General features: G+C 52.1%; 24 protein-coding genes. 11 read left to right on the top strand and 13 right to left on the bottom strand.

The genetic code is table 11. The features are described from left to right. Nucleotides 1-5: 5 nt before the first annotated feature. From fliM to fliF, 8 genes are all read right to left on the bottom strand, one after another. A complete protein-coding gene (gene fliM / locus AWR26_RS06125; RefSeq protein ID WP_035888299.1) occupies nucleotides 6-1,010 on the bottom strand; it encodes a flagellar motor switch protein FliM in 1,005 nt (334 codons plus the stop codon). A gap of 5 nt (nucleotides 1,011-1,015) precedes the next feature. Beyond that, the gene (locus AWR26_RS06120) at nucleotides 1,016-1,519 is read right to left on the bottom strand and encodes a flagellar basal body-associated FliL family protein (protein ID WP_064564345.1); all 504 of its coding nucleotides are present in this window, start codon (nucleotides 1,517-1,519) and stop codon (nucleotides 1,016-1,018) included. A 147-nt stretch (nucleotides 1,520-1,666) separates the two neighbouring features. Beyond that, nucleotides 1,667-2,869 (bottom strand): flagellar hook-length control protein FliK, encoded by a 1,203-nt coding sequence (locus AWR26_RS06115; protein WP_064564343.1) that lies wholly within the window; start codon nucleotides 2,867-2,869, stop codon nucleotides 1,667-1,669. A gap of 1 nt (nucleotide 2,870) precedes the next feature. Beyond that, the gene (gene fliJ / locus AWR26_RS06110; protein ID WP_064564341.1) at nucleotides 2,871-3,317 is read right to left on the bottom strand and encodes a flagellar export protein FliJ; all 447 of its coding nucleotides are present in this window, start codon (nucleotides 3,315-3,317) and stop codon (nucleotides 2,871-2,873) included. Nucleotides 3,318-3,328: 11 nt separating this feature from the next. Next, nucleotides 3,329-4,684 (bottom strand): flagellar protein export ATPase FliI, encoded by a 1,356-nt coding sequence (gene fliI, locus AWR26_RS06105; RefSeq protein WP_064564339.1) that lies wholly within the window; start codon nucleotides 4,682-4,684, stop codon nucleotides 3,329-3,331. Next, on the bottom strand, nucleotides 4,681-5,388 hold the full coding sequence (locus AWR26_RS06100) for a flagellar assembly protein FliH (protein ID WP_082934079.1): 708 nt from the start codon (nucleotides 5,386-5,388) through the stop codon (nucleotides 4,681-4,683). Before AWR26_RS06100 ends, fliI begins: the two co-directional genes overlap by 4 nt. Beyond that, the gene (fliG, locus tag AWR26_RS06095; protein ID WP_043952589.1) at nucleotides 5,381-6,367 is read right to left on the bottom strand and encodes a flagellar motor switch protein FliG; all 987 of its coding nucleotides are present in this window, start codon (nucleotides 6,365-6,367) and stop codon (nucleotides 5,381-5,383) included. Before fliG ends, AWR26_RS06100 begins: the two co-directional genes overlap by 8 nt. Next, entirely contained in the window at nucleotides 6,364-8,010 is a 1,647-nt protein-coding gene (gene fliF, locus AWR26_RS06090) for a flagellar basal-body MS-ring/collar protein FliF (RefSeq protein ID WP_064564337.1), read from the bottom strand. Before fliF ends, fliG begins: the two co-directional genes overlap by 4 nt. A 240-nt stretch (nucleotides 8,011-8,250) precedes the next feature. Between fliF and fliE the strand changes: the two genes are divergently transcribed. The 8 genes from fliE (at nucleotide 8,251) to AWR26_RS06050 (ending at nucleotide 15,404) form a co-directional block, all read left to right on the top strand. Further along, nucleotides 8,251-8,586, top strand: coding sequence for a flagellar hook-basal body complex protein FliE (fliE, locus tag AWR26_RS06085; RefSeq protein ID WP_082934078.1), 336 nt, complete (start codon nucleotides 8,251-8,253; stop codon nucleotides 8,584-8,586). Between the two features lie 145 nt (nucleotides 8,587-8,731). After that, on the top strand, nucleotides 8,732-9,568 hold the full coding sequence (locus AWR26_RS06080) for a CheR family methyltransferase (RefSeq protein WP_064564335.1): 837 nt from the start codon (nucleotides 8,732-8,734) through the stop codon (nucleotides 9,566-9,568). Between the two features lie 5 nt (nucleotides 9,569-9,573). Further along, on the top strand, nucleotides 9,574-10,620 hold the full coding sequence (locus AWR26_RS06075) for a protein-glutamate methylesterase/protein-glutamine glutaminase (RefSeq protein WP_064564333.1): 1,047 nt from the start codon (nucleotides 9,574-9,576) through the stop codon (nucleotides 10,618-10,620). A gap of 49 nt (nucleotides 10,621-10,669) precedes the next feature. After that, nucleotides 10,670-11,059, top strand: a complete 390-nt coding sequence (cheY, locus tag AWR26_RS06070; RefSeq protein ID WP_064564331.1) for a chemotaxis response regulator CheY — start codon at nucleotides 10,670-10,672, stop codon at nucleotides 11,057-11,059. 3 nt (nucleotides 11,060-11,062) lie between these two features. After that, nucleotides 11,063-11,704 (top strand): protein phosphatase CheZ, encoded by a 642-nt coding sequence (cheZ, locus tag AWR26_RS06065; RefSeq protein ID WP_064564329.1) that lies wholly within the window; start codon nucleotides 11,063-11,065, stop codon nucleotides 11,702-11,704. Nucleotides 11,705-11,758: 54 nt separating this feature from the next. Then, nucleotides 11,759-12,901 (top strand): flagellar biosynthesis protein FlhB, encoded by a 1,143-nt coding sequence (flhB, locus tag AWR26_RS06060; RefSeq protein WP_064564327.1) that lies wholly within the window; start codon nucleotides 11,759-11,761, stop codon nucleotides 12,899-12,901. After that, the gene (flhA, locus tag AWR26_RS06055; RefSeq protein WP_064564325.1) at nucleotides 12,901-15,000 is read left to right on the top strand and encodes a flagellar biosynthesis protein FlhA; all 2,100 of its coding nucleotides are present in this window, start codon (nucleotides 12,901-12,903) and stop codon (nucleotides 14,998-15,000) included. The genes flhB and flhA overlap by 1 nt, the downstream gene beginning before the upstream one ends. Then, nucleotides 14,997-15,404, top strand: a complete 408-nt coding sequence (locus AWR26_RS06050; RefSeq protein WP_064564323.1) for a flagellar protein FlhE — start codon at nucleotides 14,997-14,999, stop codon at nucleotides 15,402-15,404. The genes flhA and AWR26_RS06050 overlap by 4 nt, the downstream gene beginning before the upstream one ends. 51 nt (nucleotides 15,405-15,455) lie before the next feature. On the opposite strand, the gene fliT is transcribed toward AWR26_RS06050, so the two are convergent. From fliT to fliD, 3 genes are read right to left on the bottom strand one after another with little or no spacing between them, the layout of a single operon-like run. After that, nucleotides 15,456-15,794, bottom strand: a complete 339-nt coding sequence (gene fliT, locus AWR26_RS06045) for a flagellar protein FliT (protein ID WP_064564321.1) — start codon at nucleotides 15,792-15,794, stop codon at nucleotides 15,456-15,458. Beyond that, entirely contained in the window at nucleotides 15,787-16,194 is a 408-nt protein-coding gene (gene fliS, locus AWR26_RS06040) for a flagellar export chaperone FliS (RefSeq protein WP_064564319.1), read from the bottom strand. The genes fliT and fliS overlap by 8 nt, the downstream gene beginning before the upstream one ends. 48 nt (nucleotides 16,195-16,242) lie before the next feature. Next, the gene (gene fliD, locus AWR26_RS06035) at nucleotides 16,243-17,718 is read right to left on the bottom strand and encodes a flagellar filament capping protein FliD (RefSeq protein ID WP_064564317.1); all 1,476 of its coding nucleotides are present in this window, start codon (nucleotides 17,716-17,718) and stop codon (nucleotides 16,243-16,245) included. A gap of 379 nt (nucleotides 17,719-18,097) precedes the next feature. Here fliD and AWR26_RS06030 point away from each other — a divergent pair, with 379 nt between their 5' ends. Then, nucleotides 18,098-19,348: a FliC/FljB family flagellin gene (locus AWR26_RS06030; protein ID WP_064564316.1), complete on the top strand. Its 1,251-nt coding sequence runs from the start codon at nucleotides 18,098-18,100 to the stop codon at nucleotides 19,346-19,348. A 151-nt stretch (nucleotides 19,349-19,499) separates the two neighbouring features. On the opposite strand, the gene AWR26_RS06025 is transcribed toward AWR26_RS06030, so the two are convergent. After that, entirely contained in the window at nucleotides 19,500-20,831 is a 1,332-nt protein-coding gene (locus AWR26_RS06025) for a 2-hydroxycarboxylate transporter family protein (protein WP_064564314.1), read from the bottom strand. A gap of 442 nt (nucleotides 20,832-21,273) precedes the next feature. Here AWR26_RS06025 and AWR26_RS06020 point away from each other — a divergent pair, with 442 nt between their 5' ends. Beyond that, nucleotides 21,274-22,215, top strand: coding sequence for an AEC family transporter (locus tag AWR26_RS06020; RefSeq protein WP_064564312.1), 942 nt, complete (start codon nucleotides 21,274-21,276; stop codon nucleotides 22,213-22,215). A gap of 67 nt (nucleotides 22,216-22,282) precedes the next feature. Next, nucleotides 22,283-23,968 carry an NAD-dependent malic enzyme gene (locus tag AWR26_RS06015; protein ID WP_064564310.1) on the top strand — a complete coding sequence of 562 codons (1,686 nt, stop codon included), beginning with the start codon at nucleotides 22,283-22,285 and terminating at the stop codon, nucleotides 23,966-23,968. A gap of 58 nt (nucleotides 23,969-24,026) precedes the next feature. On the opposite strand, the gene AWR26_RS06010 is transcribed toward AWR26_RS06015, so the two are convergent. Then, the gene (locus AWR26_RS06010; RefSeq protein WP_064564308.1) at nucleotides 24,027-25,541 is read right to left on the bottom strand and encodes a sensor domain-containing diguanylate cyclase; all 1,515 of its coding nucleotides are present in this window, start codon (nucleotides 25,539-25,541) and stop codon (nucleotides 24,027-24,029) included. Nucleotides 25,542-26,070 lie beyond the last annotated feature (529 nt).

The following is a 26,070-nucleotide window of genomic DNA, read 5'->3' as shown; positions in this document are numbered from 1 at the left end:
GACGATCACTCCTTCTTAAACGCTGATAATGTTGAATCCATCAGAGATTCGACCCGGATGGCATATTGATTATTGGCAAAGCCATATTTACCTGACATAACAGGGACATCATTAACAAAACCACCGACATCTTCTGGTTTATCCAGAGGAATAATATCTTGTGGTTTCAGACTCATAATTCTGGAAAGACGAGTCGATATTTCGGCAAATTTAACCACGAGTTCCAGTTCGGTATCCCGCACCTGCGTCGCCAGTGAACTGCGCCACTGATTATTTTCCTGCTGCGAGTTTTCCAGCGGCGGATTAGTTAATAATTCGCGCAGCGGTTCAATAATGCTGAACGGCATACAAATTTGTAATTCACCACTGTGCGAACCAATATCAACATGGAAAGGCGTGGTGACCACAATATCGTTCGGCGAAGAGGTAATATTGGTAAACTTCACCTGCAATTCCGAACGCACATATTCCGTTTTGATTTTGTAAATCGAACGCCAGGCGTAATCGTACGCTTCCTGCGCCATCGCCAGCATGCGCTGGATAATGCGCTGTTCTGTCGGCGTAAACTCGCGGCCATCGGCTTTAGTCGGGAAACGGCCATCGCCGCCAAACAGGTTATCCACCGCCATGAACACCAGGTTCGGCGAGAAGACAAACAGTGCCGTACCGCGCAGCGGATGCATGTTCATCAGATTCAGGTTGGTCATTACCGGCAAATTACGCGCAAATTCATGGTAAGGCTGAATCTTGATATTCCCGACGGTGACATCCGGGCCACGACGGAGAATGTTAAATAACCCGATACGAAACTGGCGGGCAAATCGTTCGTTAATAATCTCTAAAGAGTGCAGACGTTCACGAATAACGCGGCGCTGCGTATTAGGATCATAAGGTTTAATATTATCGGCTGCGGTTAATGATGACATAGCCTCGATGCTACTGTTGCCAGCATTAGGGCCACCATTCAGCAGGTTATCAATTTCATCCTGAGATAAAAGGCTATCAGACATAGTCACTACCGTAAGATAAATGCATTAAACAATACGCTTTTTACCATCACGCGTTTTTTTCCTGACAGTGGTTCACTCACCACAGCCATTATTTTTTCAGAAAGTTTTTTCTTTGCGTCATCACTGATAAGATCTTCGGCTGACTGCTGAGAAAAAAGCACCAGCAAACGACTACGTACATCCGGAAGATTTTCAACGAGAACGGCTTTCGATTTATCGTCCTGCAAGCGCAAGGTCAAACCAATATACAGAACCCGATCGTCGCCGTGGCTATCTGGTTTCAGGCTGACGGTAAAAGCTTCGAGATCTTCATAGACCGGAACAATATTTTCTTCGTGTACCGCTGATTCATTTTGGCCTTTCATATTGGCGAGCTGTGAATTCAGCTTTTTAATTTCAATGTAAGAATATGTAGCAACCGCACAGATACCAACGGCAATTAATAAGGTGAGCAGAGTCAGCAGCAGAGAACGCTTTCCGCCGTTAGCAGATAATTTCTTTTTCGACATGTAATGATTAGCTCTGTAAAAATAAATCAAGATTCAGCAATTTGCCGGACTTGATGGGATGCAAATATAGTAATACAGCACCCACTAAGTACAATTCATTGATAAGCTCAAATTATTGCCAGTAACTTACTATTTAAGGCAATAATATCAGGCAAAAGTATTGATTCCGCTGGAATATATCAGCGTACGCGGTGTTGAAATGCGCTCTTCTGCCGCAGAAACCGTCATTTCGGACGACTCTTTCTCAGATTTTCCTTGCCCGGAATGCTCACCCGATGGCGCATCGCCGGTCGAAGAGAAGCTTTCGGCGCCAACGCTGCTCTGCCCAAGCTGAATGCCGGACTCCTGCAGTTGCGTGCGCAGATGCGGCATCGCGGACTCCAGCGCGGCACGCACCTGATGATCGCCGGTGACAAAGTGCAGTTGCGCCTGATCGTTATTTAAACGCAGGCTAATCTGCAACGATCCCAGATCCTCAGGATGCAGACGCAGCTCCGCATGATGAACGCCATCACGGGTGAATACCGCAATCTGCTGGCCCAGTGATTGCTGCCAGGCGGGTGTTCCCACTTCAGCTTGCAGCGCGCCGGTAACCACTTTGTCGCCCGGCACCGCCGTCACCGGCTGGCTGACAGGCGTACTGACGTGGGCGGGATGCGCGTACTGAATCGGCTCCGCCGTTAAGGCAGAGTGCGGTTTCGCGGCGACATTTTCGCTGCTGACAACCGGCTGTGCGGCAGCCTCAGCGGTTTTCGCCGCCTCTGCGCTCTCCGCCGTTACCGGTTTCTCAACCGGCACCTCAGCCGTTTTTGCGGCTGCCGGTTTGGTAATGTGCAACGCCGTCGCCAGCGGCGACACGCCGCTCTCCTGCGGTGGAAGTTTCGGTAGTGCGTCGCTCAGCAACGTGGCACTGCTTTGTGGGATATCCGCCGACATCTCGCCGCTCAGCTCACTGCCCGGAGCTGCGGCGACCAGCGCAGCAGGATCCTGCACGGCTGAAATCTCTTGCTGGCCCGCTTGCAGGGCAGGATCCTGAGGCAACAATTCCTGCGGCAGCGTCACCGGCACCACTGGCGGTAACGGCAACGTGTTATCCGGCGCGATCGCGGCCGGTAGCGGATTCAGTTGCGCGGTATCCCCCTGCAAATCAGCCAGCTTCAGCTCTTTTGTTCCAGGCTTCTTTTTGATCTCCTGCGGCTGGGGAGCTTTTTCATCCGCCTGTTGCGGTTTGTCAGCGGAGAGCTTCTTTTTCAGCTCCGTCGAGAAGCGATCATCCTGCGGTGCAGAAATCGACGCCGATTGTTGTCCGTTATTCCCGCTGGCGGAGGTAACAGGTTGTTGAATAATCATTTTATAACTGCCTCTGGCTGGCTGCCCGGCGAGCAAATTCATCCATCATTTTTTGCTCCAGCCGGTTCTCTTTTAATAATTGCTGCTCGTCGGCACGATCTTTCAGTGTCTGGAAGGCATTCAAACGCCGCTTATCCTGTTTCCAGGCATCTTTCTCACTGTCGACCTTGTGCTGACTGGCGGAAACGCGTTTCACCTGCTGCGCCACCACACCATCCAGCGAAGCGAGAAAATTCTGTTGCGTCTGCAAGCTAAGAATCGAAACACTGCTGGTACGAACAGAATCCTGCAACTGCTGACGGTACTCGTGCGCGTAGGTGTGGAGCTGCTCCAGGCGAGAGGTTTCCTGTACGAAGTTCTGCTGCGCGCTGCCCAGCCTGATTGCCGTATCATTCAGTTTTTTTTCTGCTAACTCGCGAAGGTGATCCATCGGACCCGGTTTTGCCATTCGTTCCTGCCTTATTCTGGAAAGAGCGTAGAGAGCGCGTTATATGACGCCTCATATTCGCTGGACTCATGTATCCCCTGGCAGAGGAAATCCTGCATTTTGGGGTACTGCACAATCGCCTGATCCAGCAGCGGATCGCTGCCTGCGGCATAAGCGCCCACGCTAATCAGATCGCGGTTGCGCTGATAAGCAGAGAGCATCTGTTTGAAACGTTGCACTTTTTTATAGTGTCCCGGTTCAATCAATTCGGTCATCGCACGGCTGATGGAGGCTTCAATATCAATCGCCGGATAGTGTCCCGACTCCGCCAGACGGCGCGACAGCACCACGTGACCATCGAGGATCGCACGGGCAGAGTCGGCAATCGGATCCTGCTGATCGTCGCCTTCGGTTAACACCGTATAGAACGCAGTGATCGAGCCGCCGCCCTGCGTGCCGTTCCCGGCGCGTTCCACCAGTGCCGGTAATTTCGCAAAAACAGAAGGCGGATAACCTTTGGTAGCAGGCGGTTCACCAATGGCGAGGGCAATCTCACGCTGCGCCATCGCGTAGCGGGTGAGTGAATCCATAATCAACAGCACATCCAGCCCGCGATCGCGAAAATCCTCCGCAATACGCGTTGCGTATACTGCGCCCTGCATACGCAGGATCGGCGAGACATCCGCTGGCGCAGCGATAACGACCGAGCGCTTAAGCCCCTCTTTGCCGAGGATATTTTCGATGAAGTCTTTGACTTCGCGGCCACGCTCGCCAATCAGCCCAACCACGATGACATCCGCTTTGGTAAAGCGCGCCATCATGCCGAGCAGCACGCTCTTGCCGACCCCGGAACCGGCAAACAGCCCCATTCGCTGGCCGCGACCGACGGTCAGCAGGCCGTTGATCGCCCGCACGCCGACATCCAGCACGGTTTTAATCGGATCGCGTTGCAGCGGGTTAAACGGCGCGGTAAACAGCGGGCCTCTTTCGGAAGAGCCCGGCGCAGGCAGGCCATCCAGCGGACGAGCGCTGGCATCCAGCACGCGTCCGAGCAGCTCCGGCCCCAGCGGTAAAAGTTTGCCTTTGGTATCGCCGCCGTGCGCATAGACGCGCGCGCCCGGCAGTACGCCTTCCACGTTTTCCAGCGGCATCAGATAGAGCACGTCGCCGCTAAAGCCGACCACTTCACTCTCGACGCGCTGCACACCCTCATCGCTGTCACGTTCGACAATGCACAACGTACCGATGGGCAGCTTCAGCCCAACCGCTTCCATCACCAGCCCGGTAGCCCGCGTCAGGCGGCCATACTGGCGATACGGCGGCAGCGCTGACATGCGCTCTTCAGCGCGTGCAATGCCATCCAGCCATGTTTTCAGCCGCGCCGTCATAAGGAGATGCCCTCGCGGCTCAAGGTACAGAGCGTATTCCAGCGGGTTTCCACGCTGGCATCGAGATCGCCGCTGTCGGTGGAGATCCGGCAGCCGCCAGGCAACATCTGTGCATCGAGACAGAGTTCCCAGCCGCGCGGCTCAACAATAGTTTTCAGTTGCTGTAACACGCTTTCCGGCTCTTTATCGCTGACCCACAGCTTCACACTGCCCTGCCGTAAGCTCTCTTCATTCAACAGTTGCTGAATACGCGTCATCAACCACTGGTGCGCATTCGCCGTCAGCGCGCTTTCACCCAGCATGCTGCGCGTCGCCATTAAGGCCACCTGCACCAGACGCGCGGTCATCACGCTGTCGAGGCTATCGAGAGTAATGTTAAAATTATCAATCAGTTGCGCAAACTGCGCCAACTGCTCCTGCTGACGCTGTTGCTGTCCGGCCAGCCCCTGCGCAATGCCCTCTTGCAGGCCCTGCTGGAACCCTTCTTCATAGCCCTGCGCTTTGCCCTCTTCGATACCGCGCGTCTGCCCCTGGGCATAACCTTTCTTCTCGGCCTGCTGGCGAAGACGGGATAACTCAACCTGCATGGCGGCTTCTGTTGCCGGATCCGTTGCGGCGGTCGTCGGGCGGAATTCAGGCTCTACGCTGCTCTCATCGTGCAGAAGGTTTTCCGGTTTCCACGCCATCCATTGCGTATTAGACATAGGCATCGTCGCCTCCACCGATCACAATCTCGCCGCTCTCGGCAAGACGACGCACCACCAGCAGAATGTTTTTCTGTTCCGTTTCGACCTGCGACATACGCACCGGTCCGCGGGAAGCCAGATCGTCGCGCATGATATCGGCCTGACGTTTCGACATATTGCGGAAGAACTTGTCGCGCAGTTCATCGTCAACGCCTTTCAGCGCCACAATCAGCGATTCACCATCGATATCCTGCAAGATGCGCTGAATACTGCGGTCTTCCATATCGACGAGATTTTCGAACAGGAACATTTCGTCGATAATTTTCTGCGCCAGCTCCTGGTCGAATTCGCGCACAGCGGCAATGGCCGCATCTTCCTGGTGCGATTTCATCAGGTTGAGGATCTCCGCCGCAGGACGAACACCACCCATCTTGTTGCGCTTGATATGCTGACCGTGCAACAGCGAGTTGAGTACTTCGGTCAGTTCCTGCAACGCAACCGGCTGTACGCCGCCAAACGTGGCGATACGCAGCATAATGTCGTTACGTTCACGCTCATCGAAGTTCGCCAGTACATCGGCCGCCTGGCCGCGTTTCAGGTGAACAAGGATGGTGGCGATGATCTGCGGATGCTCATCACGGATGAGATCGAAGACCATCTGCGGTTCCATAAAGTTGAGCGTCTCAATCCCGTTGCTGCCATCTGACGAATCGAGCAAATCTTCCAGCAGCGCATTGGCACGCTCTTCGCCCAGCGCTTTCACCAGCACGCTACGCAGGTATTCATTGGTGTTAACATCCAGCGCAGCGTACTCGCCGGAGTCGCGACGGAAATCGCGGACCACGGACGAAAGCTGTTCATGGGTGAAGCTGCCCATGGAGACCATGGCGCTACTGATCATCGTCACTTCGTGAGTGTTAAGGTGCTTAAAGACTTCCGCAGCCCGCTCGTCACCGAGCGTTAGCATGAGGACAGCGCTTTTCTCGGCGGCATTCATGATGATTTCTTTTCCTTATTCAGCCACTGGCGAATAACCAGCGCGATAATCTGCGGCTCCTGCTCGGCGATCTTACGCAGGTGCTGGGTTTCTTGTTCGGTCTCCATGCGCTGCTGTGCTTTTGCAGTCTCGTGGTGCTGTTTCTGACGTTGCTGTGCTTCCATCTCCGCCTGACGAGCTTCTTTTTCCAACTCCAGACGATGCAGCAGCAGCTCCTGATGCTTGATCCAGAACGGTTGAACCGCTTTACGCCACAGGATCCAGGCAATCAGCGCCACAAAGAGGTAACGTGCGCCGGACAGCAGCAACTTAATGAAGTCAGGTTGTTTCCACAGCGGTACGGGGGCTTCCGTATCGACATCGGTGAACGGGGTATTGACGACGTTGAGGGTATCGCCACGTTTGTCGGAATAACCCATCACCTCTTTGACCAGACCATTCACCTGATCAAGCTGCTCTTTGGTCAATGCGGTGGTTTTACCTTTGCCATCCGCCACGTAATTCACCACTACCGCGACAGAGAGGCGCTGCACCGTGCCGGTATTACGCTTGATGTGCGTTAGCGTTTTATCCAGCTCGTAGTTGGTAGTTTCATCGTTCTGCTTGTTGTAAGGCGTGGTGGTCGTTGTCTCGCCCTTGCCATTGGCTGGCTGGTCGATCGGTGCGGTAACCGCCGCAGGCGGCTCATTGCTTAACGCCCCCGGAACGCCGCCGACGCTGTTTTTACCGCCCTGCTCCGCGCTGCTGCTCTGACGGCTGCGGATGGCCATGTTCTCAGGCCGACTGTTAGGCTGGTACTGCTCGGCAGTTTGCTCATGCTGAGTAAAATCAATCTGCGCCGTGACCTGCGTTCTGACATTCTGCGCACCGACAATCGGCGCAAGGATCGCCTGAATACGGTTCTCATATTCGGATTCCACTTTGCGGGTATATTTCAACTGCGTGGTTTGCGTGGCCTGTTCGCCACTCTGCGTCATCAGATGTCCGCTTTGATCGACGATAGTGACGCGATCGGCATTCAGCCCCGGTACCGCGCTGGAGATCATGAAGGTGATCGCGCTGACCTGCCCGGCATCCAGCGTACGGCCATTGAGCAGATTCAACGTTACGGACGCAGACGGCTGCTTTTTATCGTGCACAAACAGCGACGGCTTCGGCATGGCCAGATGAACGCGCGCGGTACGCACCGGACCTAACGTCTCGATAGTGCGTGACAGCTCGCCCTCCAGCGCGCGCTGGAAGTTAACCTGTTCGTTAAACTGGCTGATACCAAACTTTTCCTGATCCAGCAGTTCAAAGCCAACAGAACCGCCTTTTGGCAGCCCCTGCTGCGCCAGCTTCAGGCGCACCTCATAGACTTTGTCCGCCGGAACCTGAATCGAACCGTCATGCTCGGCAAAACGATAAGGTATCTGCATCTGCGTCAGTTGCGTGACGATCTCGCCGCCGTCCTGCTCGCTGATGTTGTTGTATAAGATGCGGAAGTCCGGCTCTTTCGCCCAGAACATCAATGCAATCACAACAGAAATAGCCGCCGCAGCAGCGATGAAAAAAATGATTCTGGGATTACGCCAGATATTTTCAAGCATCGTCTTAATATCATCGATGCCTTTCTTTTTATTACCGTTGTTCGTGGCAAGCATGCCAATTTCCTGTGACAGTGAAAGGAGGCTATATAAATGAAACCCTATAGCTGCTCAGCGTTTCGCGTATGTAATAAAGTCGTAAATCGTTATTCCGCAGGATATTTCCTGGTTGCGTATTATCTACAAAATGCGATGTTTCTTAAGTGGTGATAAGCTGAAACTTGTGTCGGCTTTTCACATTATGTTGTTGTCTGACCACATGTTAGGATTGCCGCAATTAATAGAAAGGTGTTTGTTATGTCAATAAATATGAGCAGCAGCATACTGGAGCAGATGCAAAGCCAGACCCGTCAAATTAACGGCGCGTCTTCGCTGAATCCATTTGCTTCTGCTAAAACCACTGAGAATCATCCATCCTTCTCAGATATTTTATTTAACAGCGTAAATTCAATTAGCCAGATGCAAAACCATGCCAAAAACCAGGCGGAAGGCTATCTGTCAGGCGTTGAAGGCATTGGTTTGAACGACGTCATGGTTTCCATGCAGGAATCTTCGCTGGCATTAAATATTGGTGTGCAGGCAAGAAATAAACTTGTTAATGCCTATCAGGAAATAATGAACATGCCGGTTTAATATCGGCCATTATCTTAATAACCCCGAAATGAATTAACCATTTCGTTTCATCTCATTAATAACTGATTATTTTGCTGCGTACCTGAGCATCGCTGAAAATCCGGCAGGGGTACTACCGCTTATTATGCTAAATAACTGGAACACTATGAACCCCGCAACCGAATCCAATCAGCCTGGTCAGAAACAACTTACGCACAATGAAATAGAAAGAATCAGCGCGCTGATATATCAACGTGCAGGCATTGTTCTTACTCCGCAAAAACGCGACATGGTTTATAACCGCCTGTCACGACGCATCCGCGTGCTGGAACTAAAGGGATTTACCGATTACATCAATCTGCTGGTCGCTAATCCGGAGAGTGATGAATGGCAAGTTTTTATTAATGCATTGACCACCAATTTGACCTCTTTTTTTCGCGAGGCGTACCACTTTCCGATTCTGGCGCGCCACGCGCAGGCCAGAGGCGGTATGTACAACGTGTGGTGTGCGGGTGCCTCAACCGGTGAAGAACCGTGGTCCATCGCCATGACGCTGGAAGAGACGCTGGGCCGCAGCATTACCGGCCCGCGCGTGCTGGCAACCGATATTGATACCGATGTGCTGGAAAAGGCCGGCCAGGGCGTTTACCGCCTGGCGGATATCGACAGCCTGAGCGAACAGCAGAAGAAAACCTGGTTCCTGCGCGGCACCGGTACACAGAAAGATCTGGTGAAAATCAAAGATGGATTACGCAATGCCGTTCAATTCCGCCAGCTAAACCTGATCGATCCGCAGTGGAACATCCAGGGCAATTTTGACGCCATTTTCTGCCGTAACGTGATGATTTATTTCGATCATAAAACGCAGGAAAAACTGGTCATGCGCTTCGCAAAAATGCTCAAACCCGATGGTTTGTTGTTTCTGGGGCACTCGGAACATGTTAGCAGCGCTAACAGCCCATTCCGTCTGCTTGGCCAATCCGTCTACCGCATCGCAGAGTAAAAATTATGAACAAGATTAAGGTGTTGTGCATTGATGATTCGTCTCTGATGCGCAGGATACTGACGCAGATGGTCAATGAGCAACCGGATATGGAGATGGTCGCGGCGGCGCCGGATCCGATTATCGCCCGCGATCTGATCAAACAACACAACCCGGATGTGCTGACGCTGGATGTCGAAATGCCACGCATGGACGGGCTGGAGTTTCTCGATCGTCTGATGCGCCTGCGTCCGATGCCGGTGGTGATGCTCTCGTCATTAACCAGTAAAGGCTCCGATATTACGCTGAACGCGCTGGAACTGGGGGCGGTGGATTTTATTACCAAGCCGTCGATGGGGCTGCATGACGGGATGGGGCAATACAGCGAGATGATTGCCGACAAAATTCGTATGGCGGCCAAAGCGCAGGTTCGTCGCCGCGAAGGGCAACCGACCGCACCGCGAGTGATTCAGGCACCGCGCGCAGGCAGCGATAAGATCATTGCGATTGGCTCATCAACGGGTGGCACCGAAGCGCTGCGCCAGATCCTGATGTCGATGCCGCAGGGTTGCCCGGGCATCGTTATCGCCCAACACATGCCGCCAGGATTTACCCGTTCATTTGCCGACCGCCTGAACAACTTGTGCCAGATTGCCGTGAGTGAAGCGACCGAAGGCGAGCGCGTGCAGCCAGGCCATGCGTACATTGCGCCGGGCGGGTTTCACATGGAGCTGAAGCGCAGCGGCGCGAACTACCAGATTGCGCTGAACAACGGCCTGCCCATTAACCGCCACCGTCCGTCAGTGGATGCGTTATTCCACTCTGTCGCACGCTGCGCCGGTAAAAATGCCCTTGGCGCCATCCTCACCGGTATGGGCCACGATGGTGCCGCAGGGTTACTGGCGATGCGCCAGGCGGGCGCGTGGACCGTCGCCCAGAGCGAGCGAACCTGCGTGGTATTCGGCATGCCGCGAGAAGCAATTGCCCTTGGCGGCGCCTGCGATATCGCCGACCTCGACCAGATTAGCCAGCAACTTCTCAACCATGCTGTCTCGCGGGCTCGCAGAGTCTGAGCACTGGTTTCCCTCTTCGTTCAATGACTTAACCTGGAAATAAAAAATTATGGCAGATACCAATTTGCGCTTTTTAGTGGTCGATGATTTCTCCACGATGCGCCGCATTGTTCGCAACCTCTTGAAAGATTTAGGGTTCAATAATGTCGAAGAGGCAGAAGATGGCCTGGATGCGCTGAACAAACTGCGCGCCTCCACTTTCGACTTCGTCATCAGCGATTGGAATATGCCCAACATGGATGGCTTACAACTGCTGACGGAAATCCGTAACGATGCCGCTTTCAGCAAAATGCCCGTGTTAATGGTCACCGCTGAAGCCAAGAAAGAAAACATTATTGCCGCCGCCCAGGCGGGTGCCAGCGGCTATGTCGTGAAACCTTTCACGGCGGCGACGCTGGAAGAGAAGCTCAACAAAATTTTTGAAAAGCTTGGGTGGTAAGCGATGGACAAGATGGCACAAACACAATCGACAGACGATTTTAAAAATCTCTTTTCGCGCGTTGGCCACCTGGCCCGTCTGTTACGCGACAGCCTGGTTGATCTTGGGCTGGATCGCACCATTGCCGAAGCGGCAGAAGCCATCCCGGATGCGCGTGAACGTCTGGATTATGTCGTCGGTAAAACCGCCGAGGCCGCCGAGCGCGTACTGACCAGCGTCGAGCAGGCGCGTCCTTTACAGGACGAGCTGGGCGAACGCGCGGAGCAACTGGCCGCTCGCTGGGACGGCTGGTTTGCCGCGCCGGTGGAATTAGCCGATGCGCGCGAACTGGTGGCGGATACCCGCAGCTTCCTCGCCAGAACGCCGGGCCTTGCGCGTAATACCAATGACCAACTGATGGAAATCATGATGGCGCAGGATTTCCAGGATCTTACCGGCCAGGTGATTCGCGGCATGATGTCGCTTATCGAGAGCGTCGAGAAAGAGCTGATTCTAGTGCTGCTGGAGTATCTGCCGGAGAACGTCAGCGGTCTGAAAGAGGTTGATACGACGCTGATGAACGGCCCGCAAATCGACCAGAACAAAACCGGCGTCGTCGCCAGCCAGGATCAGGTCGATGACCTGCTCGATAGCCTGGGTTTCTGATGACCGTCTCACCCACCGGGTTGAGGCACTAACGGGAGGCCAGCGGCAGAGAATATGTCCGAAGAAAGTGATGTAGAAAAAACCGAAGAACCCACACCCCACCGAAAACAAAAAGCGCGTGAAGAGGGGCAAATTCCGCGTTCGAAAGAGCTGAGTTCGCTGCTGATGTTGTTGGCCGGGTGGGCGCTGATGTTATCCGGGGGGCAACATTTTGCCCATACCCTGATGCAGATCCTGCACAGCGGACTGATGCTGAACAGGCTGCCGGTGACGGATCCCCGCTCCATGTTGCAGCAGGCCAGCTACCTGTTCTCGATGATGGCCAGCGGGCTGCTGCCGATTTTGCTGGGGTTATTCATCACCGGGCTGCTCTCTCCCATGCTGCTGGGCGGCGTGAACTTCAGCGGCAAGTCGCTGAAAGTGGACCTGGCGCGTATGTCGCCGATGAAAGGGCTGCAACGCATGTTCTCGGCGCAGGTGCTGTCAGAGATGTTGAAAGGTTGCCTGAAAGTTGCGCTGGCCGGTTGCGGGTTTGCGTTGTACGTCTACAACAACCGACCGCACTTTATTCAACTGGTTAACGCCTCATTCCCGACCGCAGTGAGCGGCGCCATCGGCATGATTTTTGACTGCCTGCTGATGGTGATCTTCTTCCTGCTGCCGGTAATGGGTTACGACGTGTTTTACCAGATCACCAGCAACCTGAAAAAACTGCGCATGAGCCGTCAGGAGATCCGCGACGAGTTCAAACAGCAGGAAGGCGACCCGCACGTTAAGGGGCGCATTAAGCAGATGCAACGCGCTGCCGCCCGTAATCGCATGATGACGGACGTACCGAAAGCCGATGTCATCGTCAACAACCCGACGCACTACTCCGTCGCGCTCTCTTACAAAGAAGGCGGGATGAGTGCGCCAACGGTACTGGCGAAAGGCGCGGGCGAAGTTGCATTAAAAATTCGTGAACTGGGCGCTGCGCATCGCATTCCGATGCTTGAAGCGCCGCCGCTTGCCCGCGCTCTGTATCGCCACTGTGAGATTGGCGAACAGATCCCCGGCGAGCTTTATAGCGCTGTCGCAGAAGTTCTCGCCTGGGTCTACGGCCTGCGGCGGTGGCGCACCTCTGGCGGAGTTCCGCCTGTACAGCCCAGGGATCTTCCGGTTCCTGAGTCGATGGATTTTGCAAATGAGAGAAACTAATGGCCAGTATCGCCAGTAAATTACGTTTACCCGCATTTAAAGAGACACAGTGGCAAATTCTGGCCGGCCCGGTGCTGATCATGCTGATTCTGGCGATGATGGTACTGCCGCTGCCGGCATTCCTGCTGGATACGCTGTTTACCTTCAATATCGTGCTGTCACTGATGATTTTGTTGGTGGCGATGTTTACGCAGCAAACCCTCGAATTTTCTGCGTTTCCCACCGTGTTGCTGTTCTCCACCCTACTACGCCTGGCGCTGAACATCGCCTCTACGCGTATCATTTTGATGGAAGGACACACCGGTGCGGCCGCGGCCGGACGCGTGGTGGAAGCGTTCGGCCACTTCCTGGTGGGCGGTAACTTTGCCATCGGTATCGTGGTCTTCGCCATTCTGATCATCATTAACTTTATGGTGATTACCAAGGGTGCCGGACGTATCGCCGAAGTGGGCGCGCGCTTTGTGCTGGATGGCATGCCGGGCAAACAGATGGCGATTGATGCCGATCTCAACGCCGGGCTGATTGGTGAAGCCGAAGCGAAACGCCGTCGTAATGAAGTGACGCAGGAGTCCGATTTCTACGGTTCAATGGACGGTGCCAGTAAATTCGTGCGTGGGGATGCCATCGCCGGGCTGCTGATTATGGCGATTAACGTCATCGGCGGGCTGGCCATCGGCGTGCTTCAGCATGGTCTGAGCGTCGGCGAAGCCGGTGAAACCTACACCCTGCTGACTATCGGTGACGGCCTTGTTGCCCAGATCCCGGCGCTGATTATCTCTACCGCTGCCGGTGTTATCGTAACCCGCGTGTCCAACGAGCAGGATATCGGCGAGCAGATGGTCGGGCAGTTGTTTAACAACCCGAAAGTGATGCTGCTTTCCGCTGCGGTGATTGGTCTGCTGGGGCTTATCCCGGGGATGCCGAACTTTGTCTTCCTGCTGTTTACCGCCGTTCTGCTGGGGCTGGCATGGTGGATGCGCGGTCGCCAAATGAAAGCGCCTGTCCGCAACGCCGCGCGTGAAGATCATGATAAAGCCGCGCAGGCTGCCAACGATCAGGCCTCTGCGGAAGCTTCGTGGGCCGATGTGGAAATGGAAGATGTACTGGGGCTGGAAGTCGGTTATCGCCTGATCCCGCTGGTGGACAGCGCGCAGGATGGGCAGTTGCTGATCCGCGTGCGCGGTATCCGTAAGAAATTTGCCCAGGATATGGGCTTCCTGCCGCCGCCGATCCATATTCGCGACAACCTCGATCTGGCGCCAGGCGAGTACCGTATTCTGCTGAAAGGCGTTGAGATTGGCCGCGGCGAGATCGAGCCGGAACGCTGGATGGCGATCAACCCAGGCTACGCCGAAGGGGAATTGCCGGGTACGCCGTGCGAAGATCCGGCGTTTGGTCTGCCGGCATGCTGGATCGATGAAGTCTTCCGCGAGCAGGCGCAGATTCAGGGCTATACCGTGGTCGATCCGGGTTCCGTTATCGCCACGCATCTTAACCACGTGATCTCGCTGAATACGGAAGAGCTGTTCAGCCGCCAGGAGACGCAGCAACTGCTGGAGCGCATTAATAAAGAGATGCCGAAGCTGGTGGAAGATCTGATCCCGGGCGTGATCTCCCTGACGCTGTTCCACAAGGTATTGCAGAATCTGCTGGCCGAGCGGGTCTCTATCCGCGACATGCGCACCATTATCGATACGTTGGCTGAACATGTTCCGCTACAAAACGATCCGGACGAACTGACCGCGCAGGTGCGCATCCGTTTGGGCCGCGCCATTACGGCACAGTGGTTCCGCACGGATAACGACATCAAGGTGATTGGTCTGGATACCACGCTGGAAAAACTGTTGATTCAGGCTCGCCAGAACGGCAGCGCGATCGAACCGGGTATTGCCGACAACTTGATGAAGCAGGCCGAACGCGCCATCACCGACCAGCAAGCTCTGGGTATTTCGCCGGTACTGCTGGTGAATCCGGGGCTGCGCCTGATGATTTCACGCTTCCTGCGCCGCGCCTTCCCGCAACTGGCCGTGATGTCAACGCTGGAAATCAGCAGCAACAAAACGGTGCAAATGACCACCGTGATCGGTACCCAGTCATGATGCCCGCAGCCGTTATTCTGGGCATGGCGCTGGCCTTGCCGGCCGGTGCCGCACCTTCCGGCGGTTCCTGGAGCGATACGGCAGCGGGTGGCAGCACCCGCACCGGCAAGCAAATAGTACGTGGGCGAGCGTTAAGCTCGCCTTCTGCCATCCCGGCATCGGCAAAGGTTACCCGTATTTCATGGCGTATTACGCTGCTGGCTCCGCCGCCGCCAGGGCTGGAAATCAAACTGTGCCGTCGCGATCGCTGCTTACGGTTGCCTTCCCTGGCCGGGCAACGCAGCATCACTTTTCCGCTCTCCGCAACGGGTGAATTTCGCTTTATTTACACGGTGAATAAGCGCGGCCCGTTACGACCCGCCCTGAATGTGGTCAACCAACAGTTAATCGTTAACTACCGCTAAAAAAAGAAGGCTAAGGCCATCAGTAAGTCACTTACTGATGGCCTTATTTGTTTAATGTATTGAAGAGGTTTGCTGACGGGAGTAAAGCTTACTGAGCGTGTTTCCACGATGTATTGAGGACAGATTCTGTTTTAGAACATGAAGACGCGCCTGCAATTTCCGGGTTATTTCACCCTCATTTTCCACCATCTGCTTTAATACCATTTTCAGGTTTTCTCTTTCCGCAGCAGATAGCTCATCGGCGCTGACTTCCATAATGTCCTGCTTTTTCAGCATATAGCCAGCGGCTATTTCGACAAGCAGGTCCCATTCTTCTTTCGCTGCCATATCCAGCAGCGTTAAATTCATCTCGTATAATTCAGCGATAATTTTTGGCAGCACTTCACCCATAATTCACCCGACGCTGTGTTGGTTCGATCTCTTTCCATGTCATCGCCAGTTTCATTAACAGCTCATCGACGTGCTTTAATTTCTCCGGCTCGTTACGCAGATTCGCTTCTAATAATGTCCGCGACATATATTCGTACATTTGCTCCAGCTCTGCGGCAATATGTACACCCTTTTCGTGATCGAGCGCGGCGCGTAAACCGTTATCAATAATATTGATCGCTTTAGAGATCATTTTGCCGCGCTTGGCGACATTGCCATTCTCAAAATAGATATTGGCTTGCAGAATCGCGCTGTGCGCACCGTCGAACAGCATGGAAATTAACTGGTGCGGCGTGGCGCCAGAGAGCTTACTTTGAAGACCCACCTGCGCATACGCCTGGCTCCCCTGTGCTGCATACATGTTTGTCACTCCTGTTGGCAGGCCGCGACGGGCCTGCGCCATGAAAAATTAGAGGGTTGAAAGCAATGACGTTAACTGACTGCTCATGTTGTTCAGATTCGACATCATGGTGTCGAGGTTCTGGAACTGCACACGGTAACGTTCGACCTGTGCGTCAATCAGTTTCTGCGTCTTATCGATCTGGGTTTGCGCAATTTTAGTTTGCGACTCCAGGCTATCGGTGGTGGTTTTAATCAAACCGTCCGTTTTGGTCTTCGAATCACCAACGAAGCTGGTAATGATGGAGCCCAGCGCCGAAGAGAGCCCTTCGCTGTCGCCGCGGCCGGAGAACATCAGGCTGATTTGCTCCGGATTATCAGCAATTGCTTCATCCAGCGTGTCTTCATCCAGCGTCATCTGACCGGTTGCCGAATCAATCTTGATGCCTAAATCTGCCAGCGAGCCGTAATCCGCCCCGGCATCGCCGTAGACGCCATTGACGGTGGAACGCACCTGGCTGACCAGGCTGCGCAGCGTGGAATCCCCCACCAGCGAGCCGCTGCCGGAGTTTTGCGTCGCCACTTCTTCATCGCCCAGGTTGGAGGTATCCGCCGCGACATATTTGCTGTCAGCGGTAGTCTCGGTAAGCAATGCATTGTATTGCTTAACAAAATCCTGCAGGCTGGTTTTGATGGCCGAGGTATCCGAGGTCAGCGTCAACTGCTCAGCTTCGCCGTTTTCCGACACTTTTTTCAGGTTCAGCGTCACGCCGTCAATGATGTCGCTGATGTTGTTGCTGGAGCGGGTATAGTCAGAACCATCGACGCGCAGTTTGGCATCCTGGGCATCGGAAACGGCGATCATATTGTCGTTTGCGCCGCCATCAGCCACCACAGAGCCGTCATCATTCACATGCTGGCCGCCGCCGGAAGTGTTCAGCACGCCTGCCAGCGTATTATCACCATCAACGCTGACGGTCATTTCGCCATCGGAACCGGTCTTTTTCGAACTCAGGACCAGCTGATAGCCATCATCGGTACGCTGTACGGAAGCGGTAACATCACCCTTCTCTTTATTGATCGCTTTGGCAATCTGGTTCAGCGAGGTTTCATCATCCGCCAGCTCCACTTCCATGGTCTTGCCGTCATTCTGCGTGATGGTCACGGTGCGGCTGCCGCCGGTGGTTTCACCCAGCATGTCATCTGCGCTGGCTTCCGGCTGCGTTTTCAATTTATGTGCCGTGGCGAGCTGTGAAATGGTCACCGAATGGCTGTCCGCCTGCGCGCCGCTGCCTGCAACGGCAGTAAAGGCTTCATTAGCGCTGACGTTCATTTTATTAAATGCATCAGAACCCATGGTGGTAACGCTTTTTTGCAGATTCGACAGCAGGCTGGAGATCTTCCCCCATGCTGAAATCTGCGACTTATAGCTGTTCTGTAACTTGGTATAGGGTGTTAAACGCGATTGCTCACCGGCCTTAAGCTGTTCCAGCATCGATGCCGTATCGATCCCGCCAGTACCTACACCTAATGATGATATTCCCATGTCGTCTCCGGTCGGAAAGGTCATTTTGTTGAGTGAATTCTATTAACCAATCGGCCTGGGAAATAAAAAGATGAATATTTAATAAAGGCACTATATAGAAGAAAGGAAAAACTCAGTGATGCAGGGAAAATTTACTAAATTGATAAGGTAATATAACGTCAATTGTGCGCGCAATTCATATCTTCAATATCAGAATCGGCTGAAATAACAGCTAAAAAATAGCTAAGTCATTGTTTCCTGAAATTCCAACCTGGTACGCAATAAATCTTTCCGCCGCAAAAAATTTTAGTCCTTTTTTGAAGGGCCGATTTATTTAGTATGCGAGACAACTTACGCATAACCATAATCCATGTGAACTATAGAGTATTAAGGAATAAACATGTCCCAGGTTATTAACACTAACGCCCTCAGCCTCGTTGCACAGAACAACCTGAATAAATCTCAGAGCTCTCTGGGTACCGCTATTGAGCGTCTGTCTTCTGGTCTGCGTATTAACAGCGCGAAAGACGATGCAGCAGGTCAGGCAATTTCTAACCGCTTCACCGCGAACATCAACGGTCTGAGCCAGGCTTCCCGTAACGCCAACGACGGTATCTCTATCGCACAGACGACTGAAGGCGCGCTGAACGAAATCAACGATAACCTGCAGAACATCCGTCGTCTGTCTGTACAGGCGCAGAACGGCACCAACTCTGATTCTGACCGTCAGTCCATCCAGGACGAAATCAACGCACGTCTGGACGAGATCAACCGTATCTCTGAACAGACTGAGTTCAACGGCGTGAAAGTACTGAGCAAAGATCAGACTCTGTCTATCCAGGTGGGTTCTAACGACGGCCAGACTATCGATATCCAGCTGAACCAGATGGACTCTTCTACTCTGGGTATGGACGACTTCAGCATTGCTAACGGCGTTGACAAAGCGAGCCTGACCGCGTTCTCTGGTAACGCACAGGTTGACTCTGGTCTGGATTATGACGTTACTAACTTTACCGACAGCAACGGTACTACCGCGGTAACTGCTATCGACGATATCGTTGAAGGTGACGATGGTAATGTCTATGCAAAAGTCGGTGCTAACTTGTATGCAGCGACTACTGACACCACCACCGGTGAAATTACTTTTGACTCTACCACTGCTGCTACGGGTGTGACCGAAGTAGGTAGCCTGGCGGGCAAAGACATCATGAAAGATCAGGCTGTTGATACTACCGCTATCACCGGTAACATTCTGGAAGATGGCGAAGGTAACTACTACATCGAAGACACCAACGGTAACCTGACCAAAGCGACTATCGACGAAAGCACCTGGACCATGACTGATTCCGGTAAAGCTGTTTCTACCGCTCAGGCAACTCAGGATCCGCTGACCAAAATCGACGAAGCGCTGGCTCAGGTTGACGAACTGCGTTCTGGTCTGGGTGCGGTACAGAACCGTTTCGATTCTGTAATCAGCAACCTGAACAACACCGTTAACAACCTGTCTGAATCCCGTTCACGTATCCTGGATGCTGACTTCGCTTCTGAAGTTTCTGAAATGAGCCGTGCGAACATTCTGCAGTCTGCAGGTACTTCTGTACTGGCACAGGCTAACCAGGTTCCGCAGAACGTACTGTCTCTGCTGCGTTAATTCGCGCTTTTCAGCCGAATCCAAAGACCGCCCTCCCCGGGCGGTTTTTTTTGCCCTTTCCTTACAACCCTTCTTTTTCGCCTGATCCCTTAGATAACGTGCGTTATCGTCGTAATCCGATGCGCCCGCAGCCGAACTGCGGACCTGTGGTTTAGACGAGCCAGCTTAATAACAAGGTGGCAAAAATGACCGTTGAAGCACCACCAATGCGGGTGGCGATTTGCGCGAAGGGCATCAATGCCATTCTGTTGGATGCTGAGAGGATCGCCACATCGCCCGTACCGCCGAGGCCACTATGGCAACTGGTCACGATCGCCGCCTCGACCGGATACATATTTAACTTTGTGGCAATGAAATAACCGCTGAGCGCCATAGCAATGACGATGGAGCCGCACACAATAACGTAGCCGACAGAGAACACCGCGACCACGCTTTCCAGCGGCACATAAAGCATGCCGAGGCCAATCATCAGCGGCCAGACCAAGGCTGCGGAAACAAACTTATAGCAACTGTGCGCGCCCTGCTCCATGGATTTTGGGATCACCTGAGCGTACTTGCACAGCACGGCAATCAGGATCATCAGCACCGGGCCAGGAATATGCACCAGTTTTTCAAATAACCCGCCGACGATAAAAAAGGCGCATATCATCAACAACCCGCCGCCCATAAGTTGAAAATCGGTATGCTGCGCCTCCTGCGTCTGTGCGAAGACGCGGTTATCCTCATCACTGCGGATCAGCATACCGTTGCCGGTCAGGGACGGACGGCGCATTCCTATACGCGCCAGCACGCCAGCGCAGATAATGGCAAAGATATTGCCCACCACTGCCGCGGGTGCCAGTTGCGCAACATACACATCCGGGGTTTGCCCGAGAATGGCGGAATAGGCCAGTGACAGCGGTAATATGCCTTCGCCGATGCCACCGCCGATAATCGGCACGATGATAAAGAAAAAGGTGTGATACGGCGTGTAGCCAAATAATGTTCCCACCAGCAGCCCGGCGAGCACCGCGACCACAGTACCGGCCACCAGGGGGACAAACATGCGGATCATGCCCTGGATCAGGATCACCCGGTTCATACCCAGAATGCTGCCAACCACCAGACAGGCAATGACAAAATAAAGCAGGTTGGCTTCTTTCATCAGCAGATGGACGGTGGCTAACGTATGCGCTTCAAACAGGCCAAAATAAACCAGTACCGAGGGCACCATCAGGCACAATATGGCTGGCCCACCGACGTCCTTCAGCACCGGCAACATACGGCCTATTTTGGCAAAGGCAAAACCAAGCGTCATGATCACCGCCAGGCCGCCAATCATGTTTTTCGGCAATAAACCTGCGATAGCGGAAATGGCGACAATCGAAGCGATACCGATAAAGAGCAGCAAGGGTACAGCGCCGACTTCAAGCCCGTGCAGGCGCGAAATTTGTGCACCCACAGGGGATGCGTCAACAGAGGAAGAGAGAGGATTATCTTTCATTATTTTCACCTGATTCGCTATTAATAATTAACAGTGGGTCAGGAATAACCGCGGGGTTATTCGTAATAGGATAAAATGCTTGAAAAAATAAAGCCAACAAAATAAATATTGCCACCAGGAAGTTATGTTTGAATAAATAACATAATCTGCGGCCTGTAAAGTGAGCAATGGTTACTGCTTATTGAATTTGTGAGTGCCGTAGTAATTCACATTTAAATAACTTAACCAGGCCATTCGTAAATAAAATAATTGCGCGAATATCAGCATAAGATACTTCCAATAAAAATATAAACTTAGCACCTCAAATTTTCCATTTAATTAAAGTATTCTTTTTGAAAGTAATTAAAACATACGAAGTGTGATTCTAATCACCTTTGGAAGTAAATACGCTAGATAGAGTTCTGTCTGAAATTATTTAATTAAAACAAAAACAGGACATTTTATGCCTTCACTACTCCTACAATCTTTATTTCCTTTAGTATTTATCATGTTACTAGGGTGGCTAAGCGGAAAATTAGGGTATACGCATCGTAAGGATGCCACGGTATTAGCAACCGTGGTGATTCGCTTCGCATTACCCTTTCATCTTTTTATCGGCGCCCTGAACACCAACCCGGACAAAATCAAAAACTTCTCGTTTATGGCTGTGCTGGTGATTGGTCTGATGGGCTCTTATTTACTGACGCTGATCCTGTCACGTTACGTTTTTCGTCATGACATCAAGACCAGTGCCATACAGTCTTTGGTTTGCGCTTTTCCTGACATGGCCTATTTTGGCGCGCCGGTACTGGCCGTTTTGATTGGGCCGGAAGGGTTTTTAGGTGTGCTTATTGGCAACTTAGTCACCAGCGTTTTAATGATTCCGTTGACCATTATCTTAATTCGCATGGGCGATAAAGATAGCGACATTGCAACGCTACATCCGGGCAAACTGATTATGCAGAATTTACTGCGGGCGGTGCGTAACCCGATTGTCTGGATCCCCGTTTCCGGTGTCGTGCTGAGCCTGGCCGGCGTGCAGTTACCGCATCTGTTGAGTGCGCCGATTGAGATGGTTGGCAAAATTGCCGGTGGTCTGTCGCTGTTTGCCCTCGGTCTGCTGTTTTACGGCGAGCGCCCGTCGCTGAATCTCCAGACCTTTACCAATATCAGCATCAAAAATCTGATCCAACCCGCCATGATGGCCGTAGCCGGGCTGGCATTTGGCCTGAGCCACACCTTAATGCAGCAGGTCGTGATTATTGGCGCAACACCTTCGGCTATCGCTGCGGGCATGTTCGCCCTGCGCAGCGACACCTATATCGAATCCGCATCCTCTTCCATTCTTATTGGCACTGCGATCGGCGTATTAACTGAGGGCGTGATGATCTATTTGATTTCTTGAACCTCTTTTCCGTTATCCCCGATACATCGGCAGCCGTGCCGTTATTATTTAGTCAGGAGCAGCAATAATGTTACGCAAAGAAACGCTTTATACGCCTTATAATGGCGCCGTGTTACTGGAAAACCCATTACTTAATAAAGGGCTGGCATTCACTGATGATGAACGTCTGGCCTTTAATCTGCATGGATTATTACCGCATAACGTCGAAACCATTGAAGAACAAACAGAACGCGCATGGAAACAATTTTGTCATTTTAAAAAAGACATTTCCCGCCACGTTTACTTACGCAATATTCAGGACACCAACGAGACGCTTTTTTATAACCTTCTGCGCTGTCATATGCAGGAAACATTGCCGATTATTTACACCCCAACGGTGGGTGAAGCCTGTGAGCATTTTTCTGAGATTTATCGCCGCGCCAGGGGATTATTTATCTCATGGCCGGACCGGCACCGCATCGATGAAATGCTGCAAAGTTTTTCACGCAATGATATTCGCGTAATTGTGGTTACCGACGGGGAACGCATTCTCGGTCTGGGCGACCAGGGCATTGGAGGAATGGGCATTCCGATTGGCAAACTTTCGTTATATACCGCGTGCGGCGGAATCGACCCGGCATCGACGCTGCCTGTCATGCTGGATGTGGGGACCAATAATAGCCAGCATCTTGAAAATCCGCTGTATATGGGGTGGCGTCATCCGCGCATCAGTGACGAAGACTATATCGAATTTATGGATATGTTCGTTGAGGCCGTCAAAGCGCGCTGGCCAAATGTCCTCCTGCAATTTGAAGATTTTGCCCAGAAAAATGCGACCAAACTTCTGAACCGCTACCGCCACCAACTGTGCTGCTTTAATGATGATATTCAGGGAACGGCCGCGGTCACCACCGGCACGCTGATTGCCGCTTCGCAGGCGGCGGGAATGCGCTTACGCGATCTGCGCGTGGTTTTCCTCGGCAGCGGCTCCGCTGGCTGCGGCATCGCGGAAAAAATCATTGCCTTAATGGTCGATGATGGCCTGACACCGGATGAAGCCCGCAACAACATTTTCATGATCGATCGCTTTGGCCTGTTAACAGATGACATGCCTAATTTGCTGGATTTCCAGCAAAAACTGGTCACGCCACGTCGCCTTCTCGCCGACTGGGATACCGATTCAGAGAATATGTCTCTGCTGGACGTGGTGCGCAATGTTCATCCCAACGTACTGATTGGCGTTTCCGGGCAACCTGGTCTCTTTAGCGAAGAAATTGTGAAGGAGATGCATCGTCACTGTTCCCGTCCCATTATCATGCCGTTGTCGAACCCGACTTCACGCGCGGAAGCCCAGCCCCGGGATCTGATTGAATGGACGCAAGGAGCCGCGCTCATTGCAACGGGAAGCCCTTTTGAGCCGGTCTTTTATCAGGATGAATCGTACGAAATAGCCCAGTGCAACAATGCGTATATTTTCCCGGGGTTAGGCCTGGGCGTACTGGCAGGCAAGTTAACGCGCGTCACCGACACCATGTTGAGCGTAGCCAGCAAAACCCTTGCCGCGTTCTCCCCGCTGGCGAATACCGAGAAAGGGGGATTATTGCCGCCAGTCGATATTATTGAAACCGTATCGAAAGCCATTGCCCTGCAGGTAGCCTGTGCCGGTCAGCAGGAAGGGGTCGGCCCAATGATGAGTGAAGAGGAATTAAAAACACGTCTCGAAAATATCTACTGGGATGCGCGCTATAAGGCGTATAAACGCGCCTCCTTCTGATAATCAGCACGGCAGAGCGAGCCATACTCTGCCGTGCGTTAATCAGGAATAGTTGCATTTAAAACCGATGCGTTGAGGAGAAAAAGCCATTACGCCCGGCATATTTTGCATGATAAAGCGCATCATCAGCGCATTCGATAAGCGTTGTCTCCTTACCTTTCGCCGCCGGACCGGGGGCAGAAGCAATACCAATGCTGACGGTCACTATTCCGAACGGGCTATATTCATGAGGGATATTTTCCTGACAAATACTGTGAATGATTTCTTTAGCTCTCTTTTCTGCAGCAATCAAATCTGTTGCAGGAAGAATAACAACAAACTCTTCTCCGCCGTAGCGGGCAACCAGCGACGAGCTGTCTTCTACTGTTTTTTTCAGGGATGTTGCAACCTGGCGTAAACAGTCATCGCCGGCTAAGTGGCCGTAATTATCGTTATATTTCTTAAAGTAATCTATATCAATAAGCATTAAGGATATGGTCTGGTTATTTACGGCGCATTGTAATATTTCGCGGGGCAACGTTTCATCGAACTTTCGACGGTTCGCCAATCCGGTTAAACTATCTTCAGCCGCCATAGCCTTTAATTTCTTGTTGGCTGTCATGAGTGACTCAGTGGTTTTTGACAGCTCACGGCTGGCGCGCACCCGCCGATGAATATCCCGCAGAAGAAAATAACCGGAAGTTATCACGCCGCCCATCAGAAAGATAACAACCACAATCAGAATTTCTGATTGTTTTTTCCAGGACAACATGCCTTCGTCGATACTCACGGCAACAGTGGTGACTAAGCCATATCGTTTATTTTTTTGAAATGCATACATCCTTTGTATCTTGTCAAAGCGAGAGATACTTCTTGCGGTGCCAGAATTACTGTTTTTCAGGTATGTTGTAAAAAGCGGCGAGTCGGAAATAACCCGACCAATATATTTTTCATCAAAAGGATAACGTATCAGCAATACTCCGGACTCGCTGGTTAATGCAATAGCGCCAGAATGGCCAATATCGATCTTGCCAAACGTTTCAAGGAAATTTTCAATGTTGAGGGTGAGAACGGCGACACCGGCAAACCTGCCCTGGTGATCTTCCAGCCGGCGACTGAGGGTTATCACCCATTTCCCGTTTGTGCGGCTGACGACGGGAGGACCAATAAAAACTTTTTTGGACGTATTATTCTGATGATAGACAAAGAAAAAACGGTCTGCGCTATTGGCGCGGCCAGAAAGCCTTTCATGTAATGCGATGAGTTTATTGCCAGTAGCATCATAAATAACAACATTGTTGAGTTGCTCCAGCAATTCATCCTGACCAGCAAGAATTTTCTTTATATTGACAATCTGGTTGGTGTCTTCGCCATAAATTTCCGTTATGTCCGAAAGATTCTCTATGAGCATCTCACCTTGCCGGATAACGCCCTCAGAATAAAGATTGAGAGTATGGCTTAAATTCGAAACGTTAGTATTAAGATCGTTGATTGTCTGTGTACGGGTAATCCAGATATGGAAGGATAAAATTATCGACATTACGAAGAAGACAACAGCAAGAATTGTCAACCCAACAAAAAGCTCTCTCTTCATTATAATTTACCACCAGCCCAAATCACGTCTTAAACACCTTCATTATTGAGAACCTTTATCGTTAACAATATAAACCGGGGTAGAAAATTGTTGTGGTCAACAGGCAAATACATTTTTCACTCAACGCTAAAGATTAACACTTGCAGCATAGCTGTGCTTTGCTTATTAATAAAGTGTTATAAGAAAGATTCATAAATTCATCTTATTACTATTAAAGCAAGAATGAGCGTAATTCCTTACAGACTGGAATTAGCACCGTAATGCCGCTGAAAAATATCCTATTTTGTATGGTCTAATTTGCTGAATCGTAAGGTGATCAAAAGGATCGCCCCGTCGGTAAGCATTAACACTATAAACAGCGAAACGACGTCGCCAATATACTTTCCTCGGCAGAACCCGCCCCTTCCAGCCCAACGCGATGGCGATCGCCTGTGATTGCCATCGCGTTGAAGTAAGCGCATTGCCGGGAAAACCTGCACCTGCTTCACTCATCCACGCTTTCAGGGTAAGAGAGTAAAACAGGCGCGGG

It is taken from the genome of Kosakonia oryzae, assembly GCF_001658025.2.
GTDB classification, from domain to species: Bacteria; Pseudomonadota; Gammaproteobacteria; order Enterobacterales; family Enterobacteriaceae; genus Kosakonia; species Kosakonia oryzae.
Note: the sequence above shows the minus strand (reverse complement) of the source record. Positions and strands in the feature narration are given on the sequence as shown.

Coding starts and splice junctions, on each gene's coding strand:
- fliM (WP_035888299.1), bottom strand. CDS start 1,010: ATGTCTGATAGCCTTTTATCTCAGGATGAAATTGATAACCTGCTGAAT.
- AWR26_RS06120 (WP_064564345.1), bottom strand. CDS start 1,519: ATGTCGAAAAAGAAATTATCTGCTAACGGCGGAAAGCGTTCTCTGCTG.
- AWR26_RS06115 (WP_064564343.1), bottom strand. CDS start 2,869: ATGATTATTCAACAACCTGTTACCTCCGCCAGCGGGAATAACGGACAA.
- fliJ (WP_064564341.1), bottom strand. CDS start 3,317: ATGGCAAAACCGGGTCCGATGGATCACCTTCGCGAGTTAGCAGAAAAA.
- fliI (WP_064564339.1), bottom strand. CDS start 4,684: ATGACGGCGCGGCTGAAAACATGGCTGGATGGCATTGCACGCGCTGAA.
- AWR26_RS06100 (WP_082934079.1), bottom strand. CDS start 5,388: ATGTCTAATACGCAATGGATGGCGTGGAAACCGGAAAACCTTCTGCAC.
- fliG (WP_043952589.1), bottom strand. CDS start 6,367: ATGAATGCCGCCGAGAAAAGCGCTGTCCTCATGCTAACGCTCGGTGAC.
- fliF (WP_064564337.1), bottom strand. CDS start 8,010: ATGCTTGCCACGAACAACGGTAATAAAAAGAAAGGCATCGATGATATT.
- fliE (WP_082934078.1), top strand. CDS start 8,251: ATGTCAATAAATATGAGCAGCAGCATACTGGAGCAGATGCAAAGCCAG.
- AWR26_RS06080 (WP_064564335.1), top strand. CDS start 8,732: ATGAACCCCGCAACCGAATCCAATCAGCCTGGTCAGAAACAACTTACG.
- AWR26_RS06075 (WP_064564333.1), top strand. CDS start 9,574: ATGAACAAGATTAAGGTGTTGTGCATTGATGATTCGTCTCTGATGCGC.
- cheY (WP_064564331.1), top strand. CDS start 10,670: ATGGCAGATACCAATTTGCGCTTTTTAGTGGTCGATGATTTCTCCACG.
- cheZ (WP_064564329.1), top strand. CDS start 11,063: ATGGACAAGATGGCACAAACACAATCGACAGACGATTTTAAAAATCTC.
- flhB (WP_064564327.1), top strand. CDS start 11,759: ATGTCCGAAGAAAGTGATGTAGAAAAAACCGAAGAACCCACACCCCAC.
- flhA (WP_064564325.1), top strand. CDS start 12,901: ATGGCCAGTATCGCCAGTAAATTACGTTTACCCGCATTTAAAGAGACA.
- AWR26_RS06050 (WP_064564323.1), top strand. CDS start 14,997: ATGATGCCCGCAGCCGTTATTCTGGGCATGGCGCTGGCCTTGCCGGCC.
- fliT (WP_064564321.1), bottom strand. CDS start 15,794: ATGGGTGAAGTGCTGCCAAAAATTATCGCTGAATTATACGAGATGAAT.
- fliS (WP_064564319.1), bottom strand. CDS start 16,194: ATGTATGCAGCACAGGGGAGCCAGGCGTATGCGCAGGTGGGTCTTCAA.
- fliD (WP_064564317.1), bottom strand. CDS start 17,718: ATGGGAATATCATCATTAGGTGTAGGTACTGGCGGGATCGATACGGCA.
- AWR26_RS06030 (WP_064564316.1), top strand. CDS start 18,098: ATGTCCCAGGTTATTAACACTAACGCCCTCAGCCTCGTTGCACAGAAC.
- AWR26_RS06025 (WP_064564314.1), bottom strand. CDS start 20,831: ATGAAAGATAATCCTCTCTCTTCCTCTGTTGACGCATCCCCTGTGGGT.
- AWR26_RS06020 (WP_064564312.1), top strand. CDS start 21,274: ATGCCTTCACTACTCCTACAATCTTTATTTCCTTTAGTATTTATCATG.
- AWR26_RS06015 (WP_064564310.1), top strand. CDS start 22,283: ATGTTACGCAAAGAAACGCTTTATACGCCTTATAATGGCGCCGTGTTA.
- AWR26_RS06010 (WP_064564308.1), bottom strand. CDS start 25,541: ATGAAGAGAGAGCTTTTTGTTGGGTTGACAATTCTTGCTGTTGTCTTC.